Here is a 21939-nt window from a genome sequence, read left to right as displayed (position 1 = left end):
GGATCATCGAATCAATGTCTCGTCCAACCACGCTCTCTTTCCGCGAAGACCACCTCTCCATCTTTGCCGCAGCATGCTAGCCGCTAAGGGAGCAAAAGTCAAGCAAAATCGCACTCCCTATTGCGATACTGACCCAGCCGCACGCCCTGCCTATTTCTTGCTCCTGGTGAGCTTGGCGAAGCCGGCCTCGTCCGCGGCTAATTGCTCGAGGAGCGGGTTCGAAGCCTTCACGCGCACCACTTCCTCGCCGACCTTGACGCGAAGGATCCACCCATCGGCCTTGTCGCCGGAGCTGTAGTTGTAGCCCCAGTAATAGTAATCGCGAACGGTGTGGTTGGAGAGTTCCTTGGAATCGATGGCGACCTTTTCCGAAGCGCCCGGGGACACCGTCATTTTCTTGCTCCCTTTGTCGTAGAGGAACCGGCCCGACCCGCTGGCCGGTTTGCCAAAGAAATACCACTCGAGCTCAAACTCGCCCGGGAGCGCGGACATGTTGCGCACGGTGATGGCCAGTTCCCGCGAGCTGGTCTTGGTCTGGCTGTAGTTGCCGGAAATGTCGCGCCAATGGTTGACCGTTTTCGAGCTGCCGGTGGATTCCACGGCGTCGAGATACACGCTCTTGCTCGTCGCGGGGGCCTGGCCCTGTGCCGTAAGGGTCGCCACGAGAAACAGTACCGAAAGGAGTCCAAACCTGTTCATGCGGGATTCCCTGCCGGAAACTACGCACTTTGGAAAGCCAAATCATGCCCGCTCTCTGAGGCGATTGACACTCGGAAAGGAGGCCTCCAGCATCGGCCCATGACTCCCCCCACGGAAACGGCTGGCCCGCCGAACGGGTTCAAGGACCGGAAAACCGGGCTCGTCGTCTTTGGTGTCCTCACGGCCCTGCTGGGCGGGCTGTGCGCGCTCCTCGTGCCACTGATGTATTTCGGCCAGGCGATGGCGCCGCAAGGCACCCCTCAGCAGAATACGCAAATGCTTCTCCCTGCAGCATTGATGTATGCCGCTTTGGCCGCGGTGCTTGTTTGGCTGGGGATCGGCTCGATGATGGCTCGCCGTTGGGCGCGGGCCTTACTGCTAATCTTCTCGTGGAGTTGGTTGATCATGGGCGTGATCTCGCTCGGCTTCCTGGCGTTCATCCTGCCGCAAGCCATGGCGATGGCGCAGCCTCACCCCGCGGGCCAACCGGAGGCTACATCCGTGGCGACATGGGTGCCCTTGGTGATCATCTTCATCATGATAACCGTCATCTATGTAATCATGCCGGGTGCGTGGGTGCTCTTTTACCGCAGCAAGCATGTGAAGGCGACGTGTGAGGCTTACGACCCGGTGGAGCGATGGACCGATCGCAGTCCGCTGCCGGTGATTGCGATTAGCATCTGGCTGGCGTTTTCGGCGCCGATGATGCTGTTCGTGGCGGTGGCCTATCATGGGGCCATCCCGGTTTTCGGAATGTTTGTCACGGGCCCGGTGGGATCAGGGCTGTACGTTTTGCTGGCGCTCGTCTTTGGGTATTGCGCCCGGGCGCTCTACAAGTTGGAGACGCGAGGCTGGTGGATCGTCCTGATCGCCATGGGCATCTTCACTCTATCGGCCTTCACGACCTATCTCCGGCATGACGTGAGTGAATTGTACGCGCTGGCGGGTTATTCGGAACAGCAGGTCGCCATGATGCAAAAGATGACCTTCCTGAAGGGGCAGACCATGGCGTGGTTCACCCTGGCCGCGTCGCTGCCGTTCCTCGGCTATCTGATTTATCTGCGGCGCTATTTTCCGCGTCCGGCAGTGAGCTAGCGGAAGATCTTCAGCACCGCCGGGACGTCGCTGAGATCGGTGAAAAGAAAATCCGGGGACAGGCCGCCGAGTTCCCCGACGGTGAACTTGCCGGTGGCAATCGCGACCGCCTTGGCGCCGATGGCGCGGGCACAGGAGATATCGTGCGGGGTGTCGCCGAGGACGTAGATGCGGGCGGGTGGAAATTCCACGCCGTGTTTTTCCAATGCGCGCTGGCGGGCGAAATGACCGAGCTGGTTGCGGTCGTGATGATCGTCCGCGTAGGCGCCGAACTCGAAATAGTGCCACACGCCGTAGTGGGTGAGCTTGATCTCCGCGCCGCGCGCAAGGTTGCCGGTGAGGAGGGCGAGGACGATATCGGTGCGGGGTTTCAGGGCCTCGAGCAGCGGGAGGATGCCGGGGAGCAGGGTACCGGGAGAGGATGGCAATTCCTCGGCGAGGAAGTGCAGGTAACCGTCGAAAAAGGCGGTGAGGTTTTCGGGTGTCTCGGGCAGGCCGTGATAAGCGAGCATCTGGCGGGCGATGCCGGAGTCGGTGCGACCGGCGATCTCGATTCTGCCCAGGTCATCCTCGATGCCAAAGCGGTCGCGAAAGCCGCGGCGCAAAGCGCGCTCGCCCGCGCCACCGGAGGTGAGGAGGGTGCCGTCGATGTCGAAGAGGAGGAGTTTCTTTTCCAAGGGGGCAGGATGGGCGGGGGGAGTGGGGGAAGGCAAGGCTGGGGGTGGAGCGGAGCCAACATCCAACATCCAACATCCAACATCCAACATCCAACGCCGAACGCCGAACGCCGGGCAGCAGGGCACAGGCCGTGCTAAAGGACAGGGGCTCATGAAACCCCGTACCGTCGTGCTGCTGCTCGCGGTCGCTGCGCTGGCTGCCAAGATTTATTGCGCGGCTACCACGATCGGCAGCTCGGACGTCGTCTTTTTCTATCAGTTCGCCGGGACCATCCATAAGGAGGGGTTGCTGGCGATGTACAAGGCGACGCCTTTCTTCAACCATACGCCGCTGGTTGGCTGGTTTTCGGAGCTGTGCTACTCGCTCTCCGGGGCGGCGGACAATGAGGCGGATGCCAAGCCGTTCTTCGTTTTCTATCTGCGGCTGCCGGCGATCTTCGCGGACTTCTTCGGGGTGATCGCGCTGTTGTGGTTCCAGGAGAAGACCGGGCGTCCGTTGTGGTGGGCTCTGGGCATCTATGCGGCGAGTCCGGTGGCTTTCATGGTCTCCGGATATCACGGCAATGTGGATTCGGTGATGGCGCTCGGGGTCCTGCTCGCAGGGATCGCCTGTGCGATGAACCGGCCCGCGCTCTGCGGGCTGTGCCTGGGCCTGGCGTGCAATATCAAGATCATCCCGCTGATCCTCGCGCCGGCGTTTTTCTTCGTGTGCTGGCAGCGGCGAGAGGCGCTGCGCTTCGCAATTCCCGCGGCGCTGACGGTGCTGGTGGGATGGTCGTATCCGCTTCTCGCCATCCCGACGATTTTCCTCAAGGACGTGCTCGGCTACGGCAGCATCTGGGGCGTGTGGGGGATCACCTACGGATTGCGACTCACCGGCCTGCCGGCGTTGCGCAATATCGCTTTCGCGGAGACGACGCCCGCGCAGGCGGCGATCATCACCGGCTTGAAGTTGCTCATCGTGGTGCTGGCGCTGGCCATCGCGTGGCGGCGGCGGAAGGCGGAACCGCTGGAGATCTTCCAGACGCTCGCCTTGATCTGGGCGGTGTTCTTTGTCTTCGCGCCGGGATTCGGGGCGCAATATCTCGCGTGGATCATGCCCTGCTTTCTGGTGGCGAATGAGCGCTGGTACGCGTGGCTGACGGCGGCGAGCAGCGTGGGGTTGTTCGTTTTCTACAACGCGATTTCGGGCGGGAAGATGCCGTGGCGGCAGGGTTTCACCGTGCATTCCATCGCGGGGCAATGGACCTGGGCGCTGGTGTTGCCTTGGCTGGTGCTGGCAGCGTTTCTCGCGTGGCACGCGCGGCCGGTGGGCACCAGGGCGGAAGTCGAGTTGGGGGCGCAGGCGGTTTAGCGACTCGGAGCGCGGAATAGTGAATCGCGGAGACGCGGAGGCGCGGAGAGAAGAACCGGAGATTGCGATCTGCCGTCCTCTGCGCCTCCGCGCCTCCGCGGTTTTTAAATCACCGCCCTCACTTCCTCCGTTCGCGTGGCGTGGGTGGCGTCGTCGACTACCGGAATCAGCGAAGTCCCGGCGGGCAGATCGGGCAATTCGATCCAGGAGCGGCAGCCGCCGTATTTCGGGGCGTCGGGGAAAATGAGCGACTGGCTGAGGCGGGAGATGCGCACGAAAGCGAGGCTCACGCCGGGTGCATCGTCCTGGCGGTAGCGCTTTTCGATTTCGGCTTCGGTCCACAGATGGAAGGGGGCGAGGGCTTTGACCTTCTCCCAGTCGGTGATGTCGCGCGTCCACTCGACGTGGGCGGCGTAGCTCACGGCGTGCTGGCCATCTTCCCGCGCCGCGGGCAATGGCGTGGTGGGCGGCAGCTTGAGCTTGGCGACTTGCTCGTGGAAGAGCGTGGGGAAAAGGAGGAAGTCGGGGTGCTTGAAACGAAAGCCGTCGCGGCCCTCGGCGATGCCGCCTTTGCGGATGATGATGCTCTGGGCGCCGTGGCCGAGAGCTTCACAGATGAGGGTCCATTCTTTAAACGCAAACATGGGAAATAGAGGAGGTGCAGACCATGAACGACGTTGAGATTTCGCGCCATTTTTCTTTCGCCCGCGAAAATCCCACCGCATCCTTTCGCCCATGGCCTACAACATCGATCTCCATTGCCATTCGTGGTACTCGGGCGACGGCGTGAGCAGTCCCGAGGCGTTGATCGCTTCCGCACGGAAGAAGGGGCTGCATGGTTTTGCGCTGACGGACCACAATACTTCGGATGGCTGCCGCTACCTGCTGGACAAGGGGCTGGTGCGGGAGGACGGGCTGCCGGTGGACAATTTTCTAATCATTCCCGGGGTCGAGGTGACGACGGCGGAAGGGCACCTGCTGTGCCTGGGGGTGATCCTGCCCTACCTGAAGGGCACGCCGGCGGCGGAGGTCTGCAAGATCGTGCACGGCATGGGTGGGCTGGCGATTCCGCCGCATCCGTACGACATGTTTCGCGCGGGCATCCGGCAATCGGTGCTCGATGTGCTGGAGATCGACGGGCTGGAAGTCTTCAACGCGGCGACGACGCTGAAGCGGTACAACGCCCAGGCGTTCGAATACGCGACGATGAAGAAGCTACCGATGACGGCGGGCAGCGATGCGCATCACGAATCGGCGATCGGTACGGCTTACACGATCCTGCACACGGACGATTTTTCGGTGAAGGGCATCCTCGGGCAGATCAGCAAAGGGACGGAGCTGAACCAGCGCTATCTGTCGCCGAAGGATGCGTTGCGGAAGACGTGGAACAACTGGCTGCGGCTGCGGCGGAAGCGTGTGCACAAGCCGCCGGCGAAGCGCGGCAACGGCTAAGGGAACCGCAGAGGGCGCGGAGGCGCAGAGGACGAAGAAACAATCAGACAGGGGGACAATGGGACAATCGGAGAGCGCTCTGTCTCCCACTCTCATTGTCTTCCTAGCGCGGCGCGGGGACTGGCGTGGCGGCCGGAGGCGTTTCGGCGGCTTCGGGCGTGGGGCAGTGGACGATGTAGGGCTGCTCGGGGATGTCGGGGCCGCTGATCATCCGGGGCGGAGTGCCGACGATGACGGGGAACACCCAGTGCTCGTGTCCGTCGCGCGCGGCGGGCGGGAGGGCGAAGTGGAAGCCGTATTTCCCGGTGCCGTAGCCGCGATCGAGGAGATCGTCGCGCATTTCGTTGGCCACCACGCGGCCGATGATGTGGCCGTCCATGGAGATGTCCAGGGTGGCGGGGGTGTTTGGCGTCTGGCGATTCCAGATGTAACCGGAGATCTCCTGGCAGGTGAGCTTTTCCACGACTTCTTCGCGCGGGGGCAGCGGCTTGGGCACGAGCCGCCCGGAGAAGAGCAGGAGGCCGAGGGCGATGGAGTGGAAGGTGAGGAGGATGTTCACCACCTGCCAGCCGCGGCCGCCGGTGAGGTAGTTGCGGGTCTTGTTCCAGCGGGCAAACCAATCGTAGCCGGAGAGCAAGGTGGCGTGGTAGACGCCGTAAAGGAGGTAATACCAATCGGTGCCGTGCCACAGGCCCATGAGGCCGAAGGTGAGGAAGAGGCCGACGTAGGAAGCCGTGTGCTTGTTCTTGAACCACTTGCCTTTCGCCGCCGCGAGGAGGAAGCGCATGTAGATGTGATCGCGGAACCAAAAGGAAAGCGAGATGTGCCAGCGGTTCCAGAAGTCGCGAATGTTTGGCGCGAGGAAAGGCTTGTTGAAATTCTCCGGCGAGTGGATGCCGAGGAGGTAGCTGATGGAAATGGCGAAGGCGCTATAGCCCGCAAAATCGAAGAACAGATAGAAGGTGTAGGCGTACATGTAGCCCACGATGTGGGCCGCGCCGCCGGTGCTGAAGCGGTCGACGAAGTACTTCTCGATGAGGGCGGCGATGATGAACTTGTAGAGGAAGCCGCGGAAGAGGCGCTGGACGGCGGTATCGAGGTCGTTGAGGAATTCGTCGCGGTTGCGGCGGCGCTGCCAGTCCTGCGAGAAGCGGCGGAAGCGGTCGATGGGCCCCGAGGAAACGGTGGGGAAGAAAAAGAGGAAGGCGAAGTAGGTGACGGGGGGCACTTCCTTGACCACGCGGTCGCGGATGCTGAAGACGACATCGAGCGCGCGGAAGGTGACGTAGGAGATGCCGAAGAAGCCGAAGGCGGTCTGCGGCGCGATCTGCGGCAAGTACTTCGCGACGGCGAGCGGAAGGATGGCGAGGATGAGCGCGCCCGAAAAGGCGCCGCGCGGTTTCCAGCGCAGGAAAGCCGCGGCCAGCGCCCATTGCCACGCGGCGTAGCCGAGCACGATCCAGATTTCCCGGACGAAGTAGCCGGGGCGCACCTCGAGATATTCGCTAAACTGCAGGCCGACAAAGGCCAGCGTGGCGACGATGGTGAAGCGCGCGTTGCAACGACCGAACAGGCCGAGGAGGATCGCCGGGATGGCGACGTAGAGCAGCAGCCCGAAAAATGTGAAGTCCGCGAAGGGCTTCACTTGAGCAATTCCGCGAGCTTGCGGCGATCAGCCTTGCCGTTGGCCGTCATGGGGAAGGCCTCGAGGAACCAGAACTTCCGCGGCACCATGTAGGCGGGCAGGCGTTCGGCGAGCTGCTTCTTGAACTGGAGAGAGATTTCAAAATCGGAACCGGCCCCGCGCTCGCGCAAGACGACGAAGCCGGCCAGCGAATCGGGCTTGCCGTTCTTCTCGACGACGAGCACGACGGCGTCGGAAATCTGCGGGAGGTTGCGGAGATGCGACTCAATGTCGCCGATCTCGATGCGATAGCCGTGCAACTTGATCTGGCCATCCATGCGGCCCTCGAAAAAGACGAGCCCGCCGCGCATGCGGCCCCAGTCGCCGGTGCGATAAGCGCGGGTGCCGTCGGTGGCGAAGAAGGCTTTTTCCGTGAGATCGGCGCGACCGAGGTAGCCGGGGCTGACGTTCGGGCCGATGATGACGATCTCACCGCGTTCACCCTCGGGCACGGAGGCGCGCTTTTCGTCCATGATGACGATGCGCGTGCCGGGCATCTCGTAACCAACGGGCAGCGGCGCGTGTTCGGCAATCACCTTGCGATCGACGCGCATCGAGGTGGTGGCGACGGTCGCCTCGGTGGGGCCGTAGGTGTTCCAGACTTCGGCGTCGGGGAAGCGGTCGAGGAGTTGGGCGGCCGTTTCGTTGGCGAGCGTTTCGCCGCAGAACCAGAAGCGGCGAATCTGCGGGAGCATCGCGGGGCCGAAGGTTTTTTCCACGAGACACATCTGCGCGAAAGACGGCGTCGAAACCCAGGTGGTGATGCTGGAATTCGTGAATGCCTGGTAAAGCACCTTGGGATTGGCGATGGCTTCCTTGGTGATGCTGAAGAGCGTGCCGCCGCTGGCCAGGCTGGAGTAAAGATCCATGACCGAGAGGTCGAAGGAGAATGGCGCCTGATTGAGGAAGGTCTCATCCAGCTCGGGGAACTTCTGCTCGCCGAGCGTCCAGATCACGAACGTCGTGAGGCAGTTCAGCGTGATGACCACGCCCTTCGGTTCGCCGGTGCTGCCGGAGGTGAAGATGATGTAGTAGGGATCCTCGCCGGTGACGGGCTTCGGCTTGGCCGTGGCGCGGGGAGCGGCCAGGGCTTCGCGCACCGCGGCAGGCGTGAGGGTGAGAGCGGCGCCCGCGTTTTGCACGATGCGCTCAGCGCGTTGCGGGGGAATGGAAAGATCGATGGGGACGTAGGGCCGCCCGCTCTTCACCGCGCCGAGGAAGGCAACGAGCATCTCGTTTTCCTTGTGGCCGATGACGGCGATGGGCGCGCGATTGTCGCCCAGCTTCTCCGAGAGCCAGGAGGCGAGCGCGTCGGACTGCGCGCGCAACTCGCCATAGGTCAGCGTGCGGCCTTCGCTGATGTGCGCGGGGCGGTCGGGAGCGACGGTTCCCCAGTGATCGATTCTCGCGAGCAGGTCCACGGCTTAGAAACCCTGGTAAACGAAAGGCGGCGTGGAGAAATCCCCGCGTCCGTAGAGATAGATCAGCGCGGCGATGATGCCGAGATAGTAGAGCACCAGCAGCGTCTGGCGGATGGCCGGACGTTGAAAGAAGTGCGGCACCTCCATGGCCTCAACTCGCGATCCGGGTTTCCAGGTCGGCGATGATGAGGCGGGGCGTCGCCCACTTTTCACGCTCGAAATCCGCCGGGGCAATATCGACGCCGAACTCCGCGGAGATGGCGACCATCAGCTCGACGGTTTTCATGGAGTCGAGCACTTGAGAATCGTAGAGCGGCAGGTCGAGGTTGCGCTCAACCTCGTCGGTCTCGGCGACGTTTTTCAGGACTTCGAGCAAGCGGGTGGAAGTGGACATGGGAGGAGTTGGGAATAAGGGAGCGAGAGGCAATATCGCCCGGGAACTCTGAAGGAATATAGGTCCAGCGGGCGGGCTTTCGAGCAATTTCGCGGGCAGATGGCCGGCGTTCAGTCCTCGCGCTCGTGATAGAAATCATCGAGCGCCTTGTTGTAATAGAGCCAGCCCTGGGGGCTAAGATGGTCGAGGAAATCGACGAGGAAAGAGGGGTCTTGCTGGTGCTCGCGGAAGTCGAGCAGGGCGACGTCGTAGCGGGCGGCGGTTTCATCCAGGCGGCGCAAATAAGCGGTCCGCGCCTCGGGCGAAACGCCGTAGACTTCGAGCCGGATATCTTCCACGGGCATGCTGAGGAGCAGCGGCTGGGCGCCGAGCTCGCCAAAGGTGCGCAGGAGCAATTCGAGGTCGGTCCATTCCTTGGCGTTCTTGACCATCTTGACGAAGTTCTGCGTCTGCATGGCAGTCGTGAGGTGAGCGGACGCGTACTTCTGGCGCTTGCGGGTGACTTCGTTGCGCTTGGCCTGGAGGGCGGATTTGTTCACCGCGAATTGGGCGGCGCGTTTCACGAGCGTGTTCCAATTGAGCGCGTGCAAGCCGCGCGGCGCCGACCCGTCCAGCGCGTTCAGCTTCGCGTCTTCGTCGAGGATATGCAGCGTGGCTTCGAAATGATCCTGCGCGCGGCCGATGGCATTTTGCAATTGCCCCAGTGGCCAGATGGCGGCGTAGAGACTGCGATCCAGCGGGCTATTGCCGGCGAGCCGCCGGAGGGTGAACTCGAGCAACCACTGGTTATCGAGCGTCTTCGGATAATCGAGCATGCGGCGGGCGATGTCACGTTTGAGCCCGCGGCTCAGGTCGCTGCTAAAGGCGAGTTCAAATGCCTGGAGATGCGAGAAATTGCCCTCGTACCATTTTGGGTCGAAGGCCTCGGTGAAAAACCAGCCCGGCGACATGGAAAACGCGACCTTCTTGCCTGCGATGCCCTTGCCGACCGCGGCGACTTTCTGGAGCACGGCGAGCGACGTCGTGCCCGGCTGGCCCACCGGGAAAACGCGGAAGCCCGTGGGGTAATCCTGAAAAAACTGGGCGGCATTGTTCGGCATTTCCTTGGCCAGTTCCGAGCTGCCGTAAAGCACGAGCAAATCGGGCTGGGCGAAGGCCCTCTTTTGGAGGACGACGCCGTGCAGCTTCACCTCAGACAAGTCCGGGGCGAGCGCGTGGACGTAACGCTGCTCGATGCTGTTGCAATAAAGCAAACCCGACACCAGCGCAACGAGGCCGATGGCCATCGCGGTGGCGCAAGCGGTCAAGTGGTTTCTCTGGGAGGGGGATCCAGTTTTCACGGGCCTGCTATTATGAGCCGGATAGTCGGGAACTCAAGGCAAATGAATGGTTCGCGGGCGATGAGGGCTGGGAAACCTGATTTCCAGAGGCTTGGGCGGCGACGGGCCTATTGAGGCCTGTTTAACGGTCCGCCAGCGTGAGCTTTAGCGTGGGCGGCGCAAGCGTGGGGTGGTGGTTGCCGGCGAAGCCGTGGACGGCGGCGTTGTTTCCCGGCTCGGAGGTTTCGCGGACGACGATGAGGGTCGCACGGCGATTGGCGTCGGCGTTGAGAAATCCCGCAAGTGCCTGACCTTCAACGGCGAAGGTGCCGCTGACTACTCCGCGCGGCGTGGTGAATGTGCCGAGCTTGACCGCCCGGCCGGGATCCACCGTGCCGGCATCCGGCGAAAAGGCGGGCGCGTTTTCCCAGGAGAGCGTCTCGGCGGACCAATCGTCCTGTGCATCGTCCGTGAGGCCGTAGACGGCAAACGTGCATTCGCCGGTGAGCGAGGCGTAACCGAAGCCGGTGGATTCGAAGTTGAGGGTCAGCGAGGCTTCGGCCACGTGTCGTTCGCGCAAGGGGGTGAGATCGAAGCGGAGATAGGCTTTGCGACGGTAGCCTTTGGTGGGTGCGTTCTTCACGAGCAACAGGGTGTCGGAGAAATGGATCGGGCTATTTGGCGAAACGACGTAGGCGGCGTCACCCGCGCCGCCGGCGGTGGTGAGGGTGAGCGTGGTGGGATGCGGCACGCTGTTGGGACGGACGAAGGCGTAGCGGTCCGGTTCACCCTCTCCGCCATGCGTTTGCGTGAAGCGATCGGGGGTGATGGCCGCCGATTCATGCGTCTGGAGGCGGCGGGTTTCGCCGCTGCGGTCGTGGCGCAATTCCACCTCCCCTTTCAAGACCTGCACCTGGCCGCGGCCACCGGGATCGGCGCTGATGCCGAAATCCGTGCCGTGATCGATCAACTGGGCGTGGGCGGTGCCGACGATGAAGCCGCGCGCCTGCACCGGCACGTGGGCGGTGAGCGCGCCGGAGTGGAGAAAGCAGGCATTCGGCCCTTGCAGTTCCAATTCCGCCGGGCCTTCGAGGGAGACTTCCGCGCCGCTTTGAAAGACGAGCCGGGCGACGCCGCTCTCCAGTCGCAAGCGGCCCGCGCGTAGCGGCGAGCCGGGCACGGTGGGCAGCGAGGAATTGTCCCAGCGCGCACCGTTGGTCTCGACGAGCGTGGCCAGTGGCTTCTCCGCCGGATGCGGGACCAGCAACCAGATTCCAAATCCAAGCACCACGGCAGCGGCCAGTTGCAGCGGCCAGCGTGGAAAGCGGATCACCTTTTTTGCAGGTTCATCCGGCGACATCTGGAGCACCTCGGACAGCGGCACATCGCCGAGCCGGCTGGCGTTCTGCCGCAAGGCGGCGTGCTGGTGCATGATCTCGACATACCGGCGGCGCAACGCCGGGTCGCCGAGCACGAGTGCTTCCAGGCGCGCACGGTCTTCCGGCGAAAAGTTGCCATCGAGCAGGCGGTCGCAGAGTTCGCGCAGCTCTACTTGGGAATCAGGCGGGTTCATTTTCGGGACGGTTGAGGTTTTTGGACACGCAGTCGTGCAACACGTGCCGGACGCGGCTGAGGAGGCGGTAAAGCGCGCCGACGGTGCGCTCCAGTCGCGTGGCCATGTCGTCGAGCGAAAGGCCTTCTTGATAACGCAGATGCAGCGCGTCGCGATGCTCCGGCGGCAGCTTGGCTACGCAATCGTGCAGCACCCGTTCGCGCTGCTCCAGTCGGTCGGCGTTCTGCTCGACCTCGTCGGACACCGTGCGCAGGAAATCTTCGCTGAAATCGAGGCGGTCGCGGTGCTTGCGCTTGCGATAGGCGAGCACCTGATGAAAGGCCACCTTGCGCGCCCAGGCGCCGAAGTTGGTGCCCACTTCGAATTTCGCGAAGTTCCGCCACATCACGACCTTGGCCTCCTGGAGGATATCGTCCGCGTCCTGCGGGTGCGGCACCATGGTCATCACATAGGCGCCAAGGAGCCGCTCGTGGCGGGCGAGCAGGAAGACGAATTCTTCGGCGCGGTCGGGTGGAGACATGGTTTTTTGGGGGGCTTTTACAGATAAGTCCTTACATTGCTCTATCTGGACAAAGTTTTTTGGGGGCTTCGTTGAGCGACAAGCACGCGTGGGAGGATTTCAGAGGCTTGAGAGCCTTGATAAGGCTTGATTTACCTTGATTCGGCTTGATCGCCATTCGCGATCACCTGCGATGGAGAATGAGATGCCGGATGCCGGGTCCATTGGTGACCAAGGCCTGTTTAAAAAAACTCGCACCTTAAATCGGCTAATGAGGGCTTAAGGCACCTTAAATCGGCTGCTTTTTTCGCCGCCGGGGCACCTTGGTATGCATCTTCGGGGGCGGATTTTCCCGGTAATGCCGCCAATTCTTTCGCACCTTGAATGCCTTGATTTACCTTGATCGGCCTTTACCCGCCCTGCTTAAGCCACCTTGACGCAGGTTGATTTTCGAAGCGCAATGACAAAAAAAGAGGCGCGATTAGGCACGACCAGGCACGATTGCTCTGGACTGGCCGTTCTCGGAACCCTGCCAGCCGCCTTTTGGTTGGCGGGCTGCGGCTGGACGCGGAGGGTCGAGGCAGCCGCGTGCTTTTCACCCGTTTGGATGGAGGAATCGAGTTGAAGTTCATGCGGGGAAGTGTCGCATAACTCGGCGCAAAATGTGCATCGCTCCATTGGCTCTGTTGGCTCCATTGCGACAAATTTTCTCAAGACATAGGCTACGCGACACTTTTACCGCCAAAGGCTCCCTCCTCGCGGTTGTTGATATCGGGCAAGGGGCGGGCGGAGATCGCCCCGGAAGGGGTGCGCAAAGAATTTTTGTCCAAAGAATCCCTCGTTGGACTTATAGGACAGAACGACTTCGCATGTTTCCCCGAACGACAGTCCTGACCCTTACCGTGCTCGCGCTGGGCGCGCGGGCCGCCGTCGCGGCCGATGACGGGCTCGAATTCTTTGAAAAGAAGGTGCGGCCGCTGCTGACGGAGCGTTGCTACGAGTGCCATAGCCCGGATAAGAAAGTGAAGGGTGGCCTGCGGCTCGACGTCCGCGAGGGCTGGGTGAAGGGCGGAGATACCGGACCGGCGATCGTGCCCGGCGAACCGGAAAAGAGCCTGCTCGTGACCGCGATCCGCTACAAGGACCGCGACTTGCAGATGCCCGAGAAGCGCAAGCTGCCCGACGACGAAATCGCGATTCTCGAACAGTGGGTGAAAATGGGCGCGCCCGATCCGCGGAGCGGCGCCGCGACGACCGAAGTGGCCGTGACCACGAAAAAGCAGGTGGGCCTGAGCATCGAGGCGGGAAAGAAATTCTGGAGCTACATGCCGGTGCAGAACCCAGCGGCGCCGGCGGTGAAAGATAGCGCGTGGCCGCGGGGAGATATTGATCGGTTCATCCTCGCGAAGATCGAAGCCGCCCATCTTCAACCTGCGCCCGACGCGACGCCCGAAGTGCTCGTGCGACGGCTGTACTACGATCTCGTGGGCCTGCCGCCGACGCCAGAGCAGATCGATGCGTTTGTGAAAGCAGCTGCCGTGGATCGGGAGCAAGCGACAGCGAAGCTCGTCGACGCATTGCTCGCCTCGCCGCGTTTCGGCGAAGCCTGGGGCCGACACTGGCTGGATGTGGCACGCTTCGCCGAGTCGAGCGGCGGCGGGCGCACGCTGCTCTTCAAGGACGCGTGGCGTTATCGCGACTACGTCATTGAATCGTTCAACGCCAATGTGCCGTTCGACCGCTTCATCCGCGAACAGCTCGCCGGCGATCTGCTGCCCAGCGCGACGCCCGCCGAGCAGCGCCGCAACATGATGGCCACGGCTTTCCTCTCGCTCGGCCCGACGAATTATGAGGAGCAGGACAAGCAGCAACTGCGCTTCGACGTGATCGACGAACAGATCGATACGATCGGTAAGGCGTTCCTCGGCCAGACCATCGGTTGCGCGCGGTGCCACGACCACAAGTTCGATCCCATCCCGCAGCGCGACTACTACGCCATGGCGGGCATCCTCGCCTCCACGCGGACGCTGCTCAGCTACACGGAAAATGTCGCGCGCTGGATCTCCGCTCCCCTGCCCGGCGACGGCCCGGCCGAGGCGGCGCTGCACGAGCACGAGCAGAAAGTCGCCGCGCTGGAGAAGCAGCTCGCGGACGCCAAGTTGGCGTTTGCCGAGGTTTCCAAGGGCGTGAGCGTGGCCACGGAAAAGCCCGGGAAATCCATCGCAGCGAGCAGCCTGCCCGGCATCGTGATCGACGACACGCAGGCCAAGGTGGTCGGCGAATGGAAACACTCGCGGTCGGTGGGCAGCTTCATCGGCGAGGGCTACCTGACCGACAACAACATCGAGAAGGGCGAGAAGACGGTGACGTTCAGCCCGGTCGTCCCGCAGTCGGGGCGCTACGACGTGCGGCTCGCTTATTCGCACTTCGGCGATCGCGCGGACAATGTGCGCGTGACCGTCTTTCACGCCGACGGCGAGGACGCGGTTTTCGTCGATGAGACGATGGTGCCACCGATCGATGGACGATTTATTTCGCTCGGCAAATTTCGCTTTGAGAAGGATGGCGCGGGCTATGTGTTAATCACGAATGAAGGGACGACGAAATTCGTAACGGTCGACGCGCTGCAACTCGTGCCCGAGTCCGAAGCGACGGCCGCGGAGAGCAAGGAAGACAAAGCGAATCCGGCGATGAATGTCGCGGCGAAGCAGGTCAAGCAGCTCGAGGCGGAACTAAAAAAAATCAAGAAAGAGGGCCCGGCGCGCGAAACGGCGATGGCCGTGCACGACGACGCGGAAATCGCCGACACGCAAATCCGCGTGCGGGGCGTGCAAAAGCAGCGCGGCGATACGGTGCCGCGCGGTTTCCTGCATGTCGCGCTGACCACCGAGCCGGTCATTCCGCCGGACGAAAGCGGACGGAAGGAATTGGCCGACTGGATCGCCAGCGGGCAGAACCCGCTGACCGCGCGCGTCTTCGTGAACCGCGCCTGGACGTGGCTGTTCGGCACGGGGATCGTGCGGACGGTCGATATCTTCGGCACGACCGGGGAGAAGCCGTCGCATCCCGAATTGCTCGACCATCTCGCCACGCGCTTTGTCGCCGAGGGCTGGGATGTGAAACGGCTCATTCGCGAGATCGTCCTCTCGCGCACCTGGCAGCAGGCCGTGGCGAAGTCCGCTCCGGCCGATCCGGAGAACCGGCTCTTCGCCCATGCCATGCGCCGGCGGCTCGATGCCGAGCAATTGCGCGACACGATCCTGGCGGTGAGCAGCCAGCTCAAGCTGGACTACCTCGGGCCGAACATCGCCGGGGCCGGGGACATTGATGCCAACAACTTTTCCGCGCAGAACATTGAATACGCCTACGTCTTCGCCGACACGCGCCGCAGCGTTTATACGCCGGCATTTCGCAACAAGCGACTGGAGCTCTTCGAGGCGTTCGATTTCGGCGACATCAACAGCACGACCGGCCAGCGGAACGTGAGCACCGTCGCACCACAGGCGCTCTTTTTGCTCAACCACCCGTTCGTGGTCGAACAGGCCCGCGCGGCCGCGGAGCGCACGCTCGCCGGGTCCGGCAGTAATGACGAGCGCATCGTCGCCACCTTCCGCCGCACGGTCGGCCGCGCGCCATCCAGCGCCGAGTTGGAGAAGTGCCGAAGATTTCTCGGCGCCGAACCTTCGCTCGAACAATGGGCCGAACTGCAACAAACGCTCTTCGCCTGCCTCGATTTCCGCTACATTGACTGACTCCCATCCCGCCATGAACAGCCCGTTTCACACCCGCCGGTCCGCGCTGCAAACCCTCGGCTGCGGCTTTGGTTATCTCGCGCTCGCCGGGCTCGCCGCCCAGGAGAAAGCACGCGCCGCGCTGGCGCCGAATCCGCTCGCGCCCAAGCCGCCGCATTTCAAGCCGCGTGCGAAGCGCATCATCTTCCTCTTCATGCAGGGCGGCGTGAGCCATGTGGACTCGTGGGATTACAAGCCGCGCCTGATCGAGGACGACGGGAAGATGCTCGATTTCGAAGACCTGCGCAGCATCGCCAAGACGGGCAAAAGCCCGCAGATGCGCGTGATGAAGCCGCTGTGGAATTTCTCGCAACACGGCCAGAGCGGATTGTGGGCGTCCGACCTTTTTCCCGAGATGGCGAAGCACGCGGACGACCTCTGCGTGGTCCGCTCGATGCACACCGAGGGCATCGCCCACGGACCCGCGACGCTGTTTCTGCACTCGGGCACAACGAATTTCGTGCGCCCGTCGATGGGCTCGTGGGTGACCTACGGGCTCGGCACGGAAAACGCCAATCTGCCCGGCTTCATCAGCATCAGCCCGAGTCTCGGCAACGGTGGGCCGCGCAATTACGGCAACGCGTTTCTGCCCGCGATTTATCAAGGCACGCCGATCGGTCGCGCGGGGGTGCCGGCGAAGGAAGCGACGATCCGCAATCTGCAGCCCGCCCGCACGCCGGCGGAGGCGAAGCGGCAGTTCGATTTGCTGCGCGACTTGAATGCCGAGCAGATCGCGCAGAAGCCCGGCGAGAGCGAACTCGAGGCGGTGATCAATAGTTACGAGCTCGCGTGGCGCATGCAGGGTTCCGCGCCGGAGGTGCTCGATTTCAACAACGAAAGCCCGGAGACGCTGGCGCTCTATGGCATCGGCGAGGACAAGACGGACAATTTTGGCCGGCAGTGCCTGCTCGCGCGCCGCATGTGCGAGGCGGGCGTGCGTTTCGTGCAGGTGAACTACGGCGACAACACGAACAATCCCGCGTGGGACCAGCACTCGAATCTCAAGAAGCACGGCGATCACGCGAAGGCGGTGGACAAGCCGGTGGCCGGGCTCCTCGAAGACTTGAAGCAGCGCGGGCTGCTCGAAGACACGATCGTTTGGTGGGGCGCGGAATTTGGCCGCACGCCGTATGCGGAGAAGAACGGCACGGGCCGCGATCACAATCCCGCCGGCTTCAGCGTGCTGCTGGCCGGGGGCGGCTTCAAGCCCGGCGTGACCTACGGCGAGACCGATGAGTTCGGCCATCACGCTATCGTGGACAAGGTGCACATGCACGACCTCCACGCCACGGTGCTCGCGGCGCTCGGGCTCGATCACGAAAAGCTCACCTACCGTTATGCGGGCCGCGACTTCCGTCTCACCGACGTCTACGGCCACGTCGTCCAGGATCTCTTTGCATGAAAACCCCCACCCTCCTCCTCGCCCTTCTCGCTCTCACCCTTGGCGCCCGCGCCGACCTCACGGAGGAGCAGCGTCGCGTGCCGCTGGAAGCACCTTCGCCCGACCCGAAGCTCGCCAAGATCGTCCTCATCGCCGGCAGCGTGAGCAACAAACCGGGCCAGCACGAATACTTCGCGGGTTGCGCGCTGATGATGGATTGGCTCAAGCAGACGAAGGGTGTGTGGCCGGTGCTCGTCTCCGAAGGCTGGCCGAAAAATGAAGCGATCCTCGACGGCGCCAAAGCGATCGTGGTCTACGCCGACGGCGGCGTGAAGCTGCCCTTTCTCGAGCCCGAGCGCTGGGCTCACGTGAAGCGCCTCATGGATGCGGGCACGGGCTTCGTCATGCTGCATCAATCCGTGGATATTCCCGACGAGCAGGCCGACGATCTGAAGTCGTGGCTGGGCGCGGCCTTTCAAAAGGACATCGGTTGCCGCGGGCATTGGGACATGGAGTTCAGCGATTTTCCGCCGCACCCGATCACGCGCGGCGTCGCCGCCTTTGCCGCGCCGCTCGATGGCTGGCTGTACAACCTGCACTTTGCGCCGGGCGTGACACCGTTGCTCTCCGGCACCGTGCCTGAGAAATCGCGATCGAGCGCGGACGCCAAGACGCACCCCGATCGCACAGAGGTCATCGCTTGGGCCTACGAGCGGCCGAATGGCGGACGGAGCTTCGGATACACCGGCTGCGATCTGCACCGGAACTGGCAGATCGAGAGCCAGCGCCGATTGGTGACCAATGGCATCCTCTGGGCGGCGAAGATGGAGGTGCCCTCGGCGGGGGCGCCGGTGACTTTCAACCCGGCCAACCTGGCGACCAATCTCGACTTCAAGCCCGCGCCACCGCCCAAGGCGGCAGCACCTGCTCCGGCTCCGGCGCAGTAAACAAAAGCGGCGGGAGATATGCGAAAAAAGGGCCGTAAATCGCCATATTTCGCAATGGAGCCAATGGAACCCCCTTTACAGCGGTCCAAAACGTGCGAAATGAATATCCGACTCCGATATTCATTTCTTCATGACCCCGCTTCTCGATAGTCGCAAAGACTCCAAACGCGCCCTCATTCTCGGCGCGGCCAGGCGCCGTTTCGGGCGTTTTGGCATTCGCGCGACGACCATGCAGGAGATCGCGCGGGACACCGACATTGCCGTCGGCACGATCTATCAGTTCTTCCCGGATAAAGACGCGCTGATCCGCGCCTGGGTGACAGAACATTGCCAGCAAATGCACGACGAACTGGTGAATGTCCTTCGCCAGCCAGTGCACGCGGAAGACAAGCTGCGGCAGTTCCTCACTTTGCGTTTTCGCGCGGAGCGGGCGATGCGCGAGGAGGCGCCGATGCATGAAGTGGCCAAGGCGGTGCGGCGCCTGATGCCGGAGATGGTCCAGGAAACGGTGGCGGCGGTCTTCGGTTATCTGCGCACCATCCTCGAAGAGGGCCGCGAGACCGGCAGCCTGCCTTCCGTGGAGCCGGACGCCGATTCCGAGATTCTTTTCCACTCCCTCCGCGGCTTTTTTCCCACGGTCGACGATCCGATCCTGGGTCCGCCCGAGGAGAAAACGATGTTGCGAGTGATCGATTGGTTTGTCGCCAAATGGAAACTACCACGCCCGAAATCCCAACCCTGAACGCACCCGCCACCGGCCCGGACCCGGCCCGTGAACCGCTTTTCCGGGTGCGCGATTTGACGAAGGTCTATCCGAGCGGGGAAACGGAGATTCGCGCCCTCGACGGCGTGGACCTCGACCTGTACGAGAGCGAACTGATCGTCCTGCTCGGCGCATCAGGCAGCGGCAAGTCCACCCTGCTCAATATCCTCGGCGGCCTTGACGCCCCCACCGACGGCTCGCTGACCTATCGGGACCTCGACCTGACGCATGCCAATGAGGACGAACTCACGCAGTTCCGCCGCGACTCGGTGGGGTTCATCTTCCAATTCTACAACCTGATCCCGAGCCTCACGGCGAAGGAGAACGTGGCGCTGATCACCGAGATTTCGCGCGACCCGATGACGCCGCAGGAGGCGCTGGCGTTGGTCGCCCTCGACGATCGCATGGACCATTTTCCCTCGCAGATGTCCGGCGGCCAGCAACAGCGCGTGGCCATCGCGCGGGCCATCGCCAAGCGCCCCGAGGTGTTGCTCTGCGACGAGCCCACCGGCGCGCTCGACGTAAAGACCGGCATCACCGTGCTCGAAGCCATCGAGCACGTGAACCAGACGCTCGGCACGCTCACCGTCCTCATCACGCACAACGCGGTGATCGCCGACATGGCGGATCGGGTGATTCATCTTTCGGACGGCCAGATCGTGAACATCCAGGAGAACAAGTCGCGGCGGCCGGTGCGGTCGCTGGCCTGGTAATGAAGTGCTTAGTGCACAGTTCTTAGTTCTCAGTCAGAAAACGCCATGCACATCAACTCGCCACTAAGCACTAAGCACTAAGCACTTTCCCCACATGCTATCCCCGCTCGACCTCAAGCTCTTCCGCGACATCGGCAAATTGAAAGGCCAGATGATCTCGGTGAGCGTCGTCATGGCGTGCGGGCTGGCGATGATGATCATGGCGCGCAGTCTCATTCTCTCGCTGGAGACGACGCGCGACGCGTATTACACGGACCATCGTTTCGCCGACGTGTTTTGCGACGTGAAGCGCGCACCGAATGCCTTGCGCAGTCGCCTGGCGGAAATCGAAGGCGTGGCCACGGTGGAGACGCGCGTCACGGGCTCGGCCAAGCTCGATATCCCCGGCCTTCCCGAACCCGCGGACGCCACGGTGATCTCGCTGCCCGACGACCGGCCGCAGCAATTGCACCTGCTCTATCTGCGGCGCGGGCGACTGCCGGAAATCGGCCGGGCCAATGAGATCGTGATTGGCGAAGCATTCGCCGACGCGCACGGCTTCGAGCCGGGCAATGAAATCGTGGCGACGATCTATGGCGCGCGGCAACGCTTGAAGATCGTGGGCATCGCGCTGTCGCCGGAATACGTCTTCGAGGCGCGGCCCGGGGAGACATTGCCGGACAACAAACGCTTCGGCGTATTCTGGATGAACGAGCGGGGGCTGTCGGAGACGTTCAAGTTGGATGGCGCTTTCAACAACGTGCTCGTGAAAGTCGCGCCGGGCGGCAATCCGCTGAGCGTGATGGCGGACCTCGACCGATTGCTCGCGCCCTACGGCGGGCTGGTCGCCTACGACCGGCACGATCACCCATCCGCGCAACGGCTCAGCGATGAATTGCGCGTGCTGCGCGGGCTCTCCGTGGCGTTTCCGGCGGTGTTTCTAAGCATCGCCGCGTTCATGTCGAGTGCGGTGCTCACGCGGTTGATTCGCTTGCAACGCGAGCAGATCGCGCAGCTCAAGGCGTTCGGGTATTCCTCGTTCCAGGTAGGCGTGCACTATTTGAAATTTGCCATCGTCATCGTGGCCGGGGCGACGCTCGTCGGGGGCGGCGCGGGCATGCTGCTCGGGCGCGGCGTAGTGCAGGTCTATCATCGCTTCTTCCGTTTTCCGGAACTGCACTTTCATCCCAACTGGCCGATGTTCGGCATCGCGTTTGCCGTGAGTGCGGGCGCGGCATTCCTCGGGGTGATCGGCGCGGTGCGGCAGGCGGTGAAGCTGCCGCCGGCCGAAGCGATGCGCCCGGAACCGCCGGCGGAATACAAGGCGTCGATCATCGAGCGGCTCGGGCTGTCGAGATTCATGAGCACCACCTTCCGCATGGCCTTGCGCAATCTCGAGCGCAAGCCGTGGCAGGCCTTCTTCACCGCCTTCGGCCTCGCGCTCGCCACCGGCATTCCCATCGTGCCTGGCGCCATGGGCGACGGCATTCACTATCTGCTCTCGATCCAGTGGGACGTCGCCCAGCGGCAAAACGTGACCGTGAGCCTCATCGAGCCCGGCTCCGCGAGCGCGCTGACCGATATCCGCAGCCTCCCGGGCGTGATGATCGCCGAGCCGTTCCGCACCGTGCCGGCGCGCCTGCGCTTTGGCCATCGCTCGCGCCGCCTCGGCGTGACCGGCCTGCCGCGCGATGCCTATCTCAACCGCCTGCTCGATGACAAGGAACGCGCGGTGGAGCTCCCGCCGAATGGCCTGCTCGTCTCCGCCAAGCTGGCGGAAATCCTCGGCGCGAAGATTGGCGACACCATCATTCTCGAAGTGCAGGAAGGACGGCGGCCGCGGCTGGAGGCGAAGATCCAGGGGACGATCACCGACTACGCCGGGGTCTTTGCCTACATGGAGATCGATTCACTCCGGCGGCTGATGCGCGAGGGCGGCACGGTCAGCGGCGCGTATCTGTCGGTCGATACCAATCACTGGGATGAATTCCTTTCCCGGGTGAAGGAAGCGCCCCGCGTGGCGGGGGTCTTCATCAAGGAAGCGGTGCGCGCGAGTTTCAAGAAGAGCACGGGTGAGATGATCGGGATGATCACGACGATCTACTTCACGTTCGCGGTCATCGTGAGCTTCGGCGTGGTCTATAACAGCGCGCGGATCGCCCTGAGCGAGCGCAGCCGCGACCTGGCCACGCTGCGCG

Annotated in this window: 19 protein-coding genes; 9 read left to right on the top strand and 10 right to left on the bottom strand. The window is 63.1% G+C overall.

The window, feature by feature from the left end; genetic code table 11:
• Positions 1-150: 150 nt before the first annotated feature.
• On the bottom strand, positions 151-699 hold the full coding sequence (locus ABJF10_RS06960; RefSeq protein ID WP_348543810.1) for a hypothetical protein: 549 nt from the start codon (positions 697-699) through the stop codon (positions 151-153).
• A 99-nt stretch (positions 700-798) separates the two neighbouring features.
• Between ABJF10_RS06960 and ABJF10_RS06955 the strand changes: the two genes are divergently transcribed.
• A complete protein-coding gene (locus tag ABJF10_RS06955; protein ID WP_348543809.1) occupies positions 799-1794 on the top strand; it encodes a hypothetical protein in 996 nt (331 codons plus the stop codon).
• Here the strand turns inward: ABJF10_RS06955 and ABJF10_RS06950 are convergent.
• Positions 1791-2471, bottom strand: a complete 681-nt coding sequence (locus ABJF10_RS06950; protein ID WP_348543808.1) for an HAD family hydrolase — start codon at positions 2469-2471, stop codon at positions 1791-1793. The genes ABJF10_RS06955 and ABJF10_RS06950 overlap by 4 nt on opposite strands.
• Positions 2472-2622: 151 nt before the next feature.
• On the opposite strand from ABJF10_RS06950, the gene ABJF10_RS06945 reads away from it, so the two are divergent.
• On the top strand, positions 2623-3825 hold the full coding sequence (locus ABJF10_RS06945) for a glycosyltransferase 87 family protein (protein ID WP_348543807.1): 1203 nt from the start codon (positions 2623-2625) through the stop codon (positions 3823-3825).
• Positions 3826-3929: 104 nt separating this feature from the next.
• On the opposite strand, the gene ABJF10_RS06940 is transcribed toward ABJF10_RS06945, so the two are convergent.
• Positions 3930-4469, bottom strand: a complete 540-nt coding sequence (locus ABJF10_RS06940) for a DUF1802 family protein (RefSeq protein ID WP_348543806.1) — start codon at positions 4467-4469, stop codon at positions 3930-3932.
• Between the two features lie 91 nt (positions 4470-4560).
• Between ABJF10_RS06940 and ABJF10_RS06935 the strand changes: the two genes are divergently transcribed.
• Positions 4561-5277: a PHP domain-containing protein gene (locus tag ABJF10_RS06935; protein WP_348543805.1), complete on the top strand. Its 717-nt coding sequence runs from the start codon at positions 4561-4563 to the stop codon at positions 5275-5277.
• A gap of 103 nt (positions 5278-5380) precedes the next feature.
• Here ABJF10_RS06935 and dltB read toward each other — a convergent pair whose 3' ends face one another.
• From dltB to ABJF10_RS06900, 7 genes are all read right to left on the bottom strand, one after another.
• A complete protein-coding gene (gene dltB, locus ABJF10_RS06930; RefSeq protein WP_348543804.1) occupies positions 5381-6922 on the bottom strand; it encodes a D-alanyl-lipoteichoic acid biosynthesis protein DltB in 1542 nt (513 codons plus the stop codon).
• Entirely contained in the window at positions 6919-8382 is a 1464-nt protein-coding gene (dltA, locus tag ABJF10_RS06925; RefSeq protein ID WP_348543803.1) for a D-alanine--poly(phosphoribitol) ligase subunit DltA, read from the bottom strand. Before dltA ends, dltB begins: the two co-directional genes overlap by 4 nt.
• A 3-nt stretch (positions 8383-8385) precedes the next feature.
• Positions 8386-8529: a teichoic acid D-Ala incorporation-associated protein DltX gene (locus ABJF10_RS06920; protein ID WP_348543802.1), complete on the bottom strand. Its 144-nt coding sequence runs from the start codon at positions 8527-8529 to the stop codon at positions 8386-8388.
• Between the two features lie 4 nt (positions 8530-8533).
• On the bottom strand, positions 8534-8776 hold the full coding sequence (gene dltC, locus ABJF10_RS06915) for a D-alanine--poly(phosphoribitol) ligase subunit DltC (RefSeq protein WP_348543801.1): 243 nt from the start codon (positions 8774-8776) through the stop codon (positions 8534-8536).
• 110 nt (positions 8777-8886) lie between these two features.
• Positions 8887-10062 (bottom strand): D-alanyl-lipoteichoic acid biosynthesis protein DltD, encoded by a 1176-nt coding sequence (gene dltD, locus ABJF10_RS06910; RefSeq protein ID WP_348543800.1) that lies wholly within the window; start codon positions 10060-10062, stop codon positions 8887-8889.
• A gap of 175 nt (positions 10063-10237) precedes the next feature.
• The gene (locus ABJF10_RS06905) at positions 10238-11668 is read right to left on the bottom strand and encodes a DNRLRE domain-containing protein (RefSeq protein WP_348543799.1); all 1431 of its coding nucleotides are present in this window, start codon (positions 11666-11668) and stop codon (positions 10238-10240) included.
• On the bottom strand, positions 11655-12188 hold the full coding sequence (locus ABJF10_RS06900; protein WP_348543798.1) for a sigma-70 family RNA polymerase sigma factor: 534 nt from the start codon (positions 12186-12188) through the stop codon (positions 11655-11657). Before ABJF10_RS06900 ends, ABJF10_RS06905 begins: the two co-directional genes overlap by 14 nt.
• Before the next feature lie 848 nt (positions 12189-13036).
• Between ABJF10_RS06900 and ABJF10_RS06895 the strand changes: the two genes are divergently transcribed.
• The 6 genes from ABJF10_RS06895 to ABJF10_RS06870 form a co-directional block, all read left to right on the top strand.
• The gene (locus ABJF10_RS06895; protein ID WP_348543797.1) at positions 13037-15919 is read left to right on the top strand and encodes a DUF1553 domain-containing protein; all 2883 of its coding nucleotides are present in this window, start codon (positions 13037-13039) and stop codon (positions 15917-15919) included.
• Between the two features lie 13 nt (positions 15920-15932).
• Positions 15933-17360, top strand: coding sequence for a DUF1501 domain-containing protein (locus ABJF10_RS06890; RefSeq protein ID WP_348543796.1), 1428 nt, complete (start codon positions 15933-15935; stop codon positions 17358-17360).
• Entirely contained in the window at positions 17357-18286 is a 930-nt protein-coding gene (locus ABJF10_RS06885) for a ThuA domain-containing protein (protein WP_348543795.1), read from the top strand. The genes ABJF10_RS06890 and ABJF10_RS06885 overlap by 4 nt, the downstream gene beginning before the upstream one ends.
• Before the next feature lie 130 nt (positions 18287-18416).
• Positions 18417-19028: a TetR/AcrR family transcriptional regulator gene (locus tag ABJF10_RS06880; RefSeq protein ID WP_348543794.1), complete on the top strand. Its 612-nt coding sequence runs from the start codon at positions 18417-18419 to the stop codon at positions 19026-19028.
• Positions 18995-19762, top strand: a complete 768-nt coding sequence (locus ABJF10_RS06875; protein WP_348543793.1) for an ABC transporter ATP-binding protein — start codon at positions 18995-18997, stop codon at positions 19760-19762. The genes ABJF10_RS06880 and ABJF10_RS06875 overlap by 34 nt, the downstream gene beginning before the upstream one ends.
• A gap of 94 nt (positions 19763-19856) precedes the next feature.
• A partial coding sequence (locus tag ABJF10_RS06870; protein ID WP_348543792.1) for an FtsX-like permease family protein occupies positions 19857-21939 on the top strand: 2083 nt, incomplete at its 3' end.

Origin of the sequence: Chthoniobacter sp. (genome assembly GCF_040003245.1) — a bacterium.
Lineage (GTDB): Bacteria > Verrucomicrobiota > Verrucomicrobiia > Chthoniobacterales > Chthoniobacteraceae > Chthoniobacter.
The sequence above is the reverse complement of the archived record's forward strand: the minus strand, read 5'-3'. Positions and strand labels throughout refer to the sequence as shown.

Coding starts and splice junctions, on each gene's coding strand:
- ABJF10_RS06890 (WP_348543796.1), top strand. CDS start 15,933: ATGAACAGCCCGTTTCACACCCGCCGGTCCGCGCTGCAAACCCTCGGC.
- ABJF10_RS06935 (WP_348543805.1), top strand. CDS start 4,561: ATGGCCTACAACATCGATCTCCATTGCCATTCGTGGTACTCGGGCGAC.
- ABJF10_RS06885 (WP_348543795.1), top strand. CDS start 17,357: ATGAAAACCCCCACCCTCCTCCTCGCCCTTCTCGCTCTCACCCTTGGC.
- ABJF10_RS06940 (WP_348543806.1), bottom strand. CDS start 4,469: ATGTTTGCGTTTAAAGAATGGACCCTCATCTGTGAAGCTCTCGGCCAC.
- ABJF10_RS06920 (WP_348543802.1), bottom strand. CDS start 8,529: ATGGAGGTGCCGCACTTCTTTCAACGTCCGGCCATCCGCCAGACGCTG.
- ABJF10_RS06900 (WP_348543798.1), bottom strand. CDS start 12,188: ATGTCTCCACCCGACCGCGCCGAAGAATTCGTCTTCCTGCTCGCCCGC.
- ABJF10_RS06875 (WP_348543793.1), top strand. CDS start 18,995: ATGGAAACTACCACGCCCGAAATCCCAACCCTGAACGCACCCGCCACC.
- ABJF10_RS06905 (WP_348543799.1), bottom strand. CDS start 11,668: ATGAACCCGCCTGATTCCCAAGTAGAGCTGCGCGAACTCTGCGACCGC.
- dltC (WP_348543801.1), bottom strand. CDS start 8,776: ATGTCCACTTCCACCCGCTTGCTCGAAGTCCTGAAAAACGTCGCCGAG.
- ABJF10_RS06895 (WP_348543797.1), top strand. CDS start 13,037: ATGTTTCCCCGAACGACAGTCCTGACCCTTACCGTGCTCGCGCTGGGC.
- ABJF10_RS06945 (WP_348543807.1), top strand. CDS start 2,623: ATGAAACCCCGTACCGTCGTGCTGCTGCTCGCGGTCGCTGCGCTGGCT.
- ABJF10_RS06960 (WP_348543810.1), bottom strand. CDS start 699: ATGAACAGGTTTGGACTCCTTTCGGTACTGTTTCTCGTGGCGACCCTT.
- dltD (WP_348543800.1), bottom strand. CDS start 10,062: ATGGCCATCGGCCTCGTTGCGCTGGTGTCGGGTTTGCTTTATTGCAAC.
- ABJF10_RS06955 (WP_348543809.1), top strand. CDS start 799: ATGACTCCCCCCACGGAAACGGCTGGCCCGCCGAACGGGTTCAAGGAC.
- ABJF10_RS06880 (WP_348543794.1), top strand. CDS start 18,417: ATGACCCCGCTTCTCGATAGTCGCAAAGACTCCAAACGCGCCCTCATT.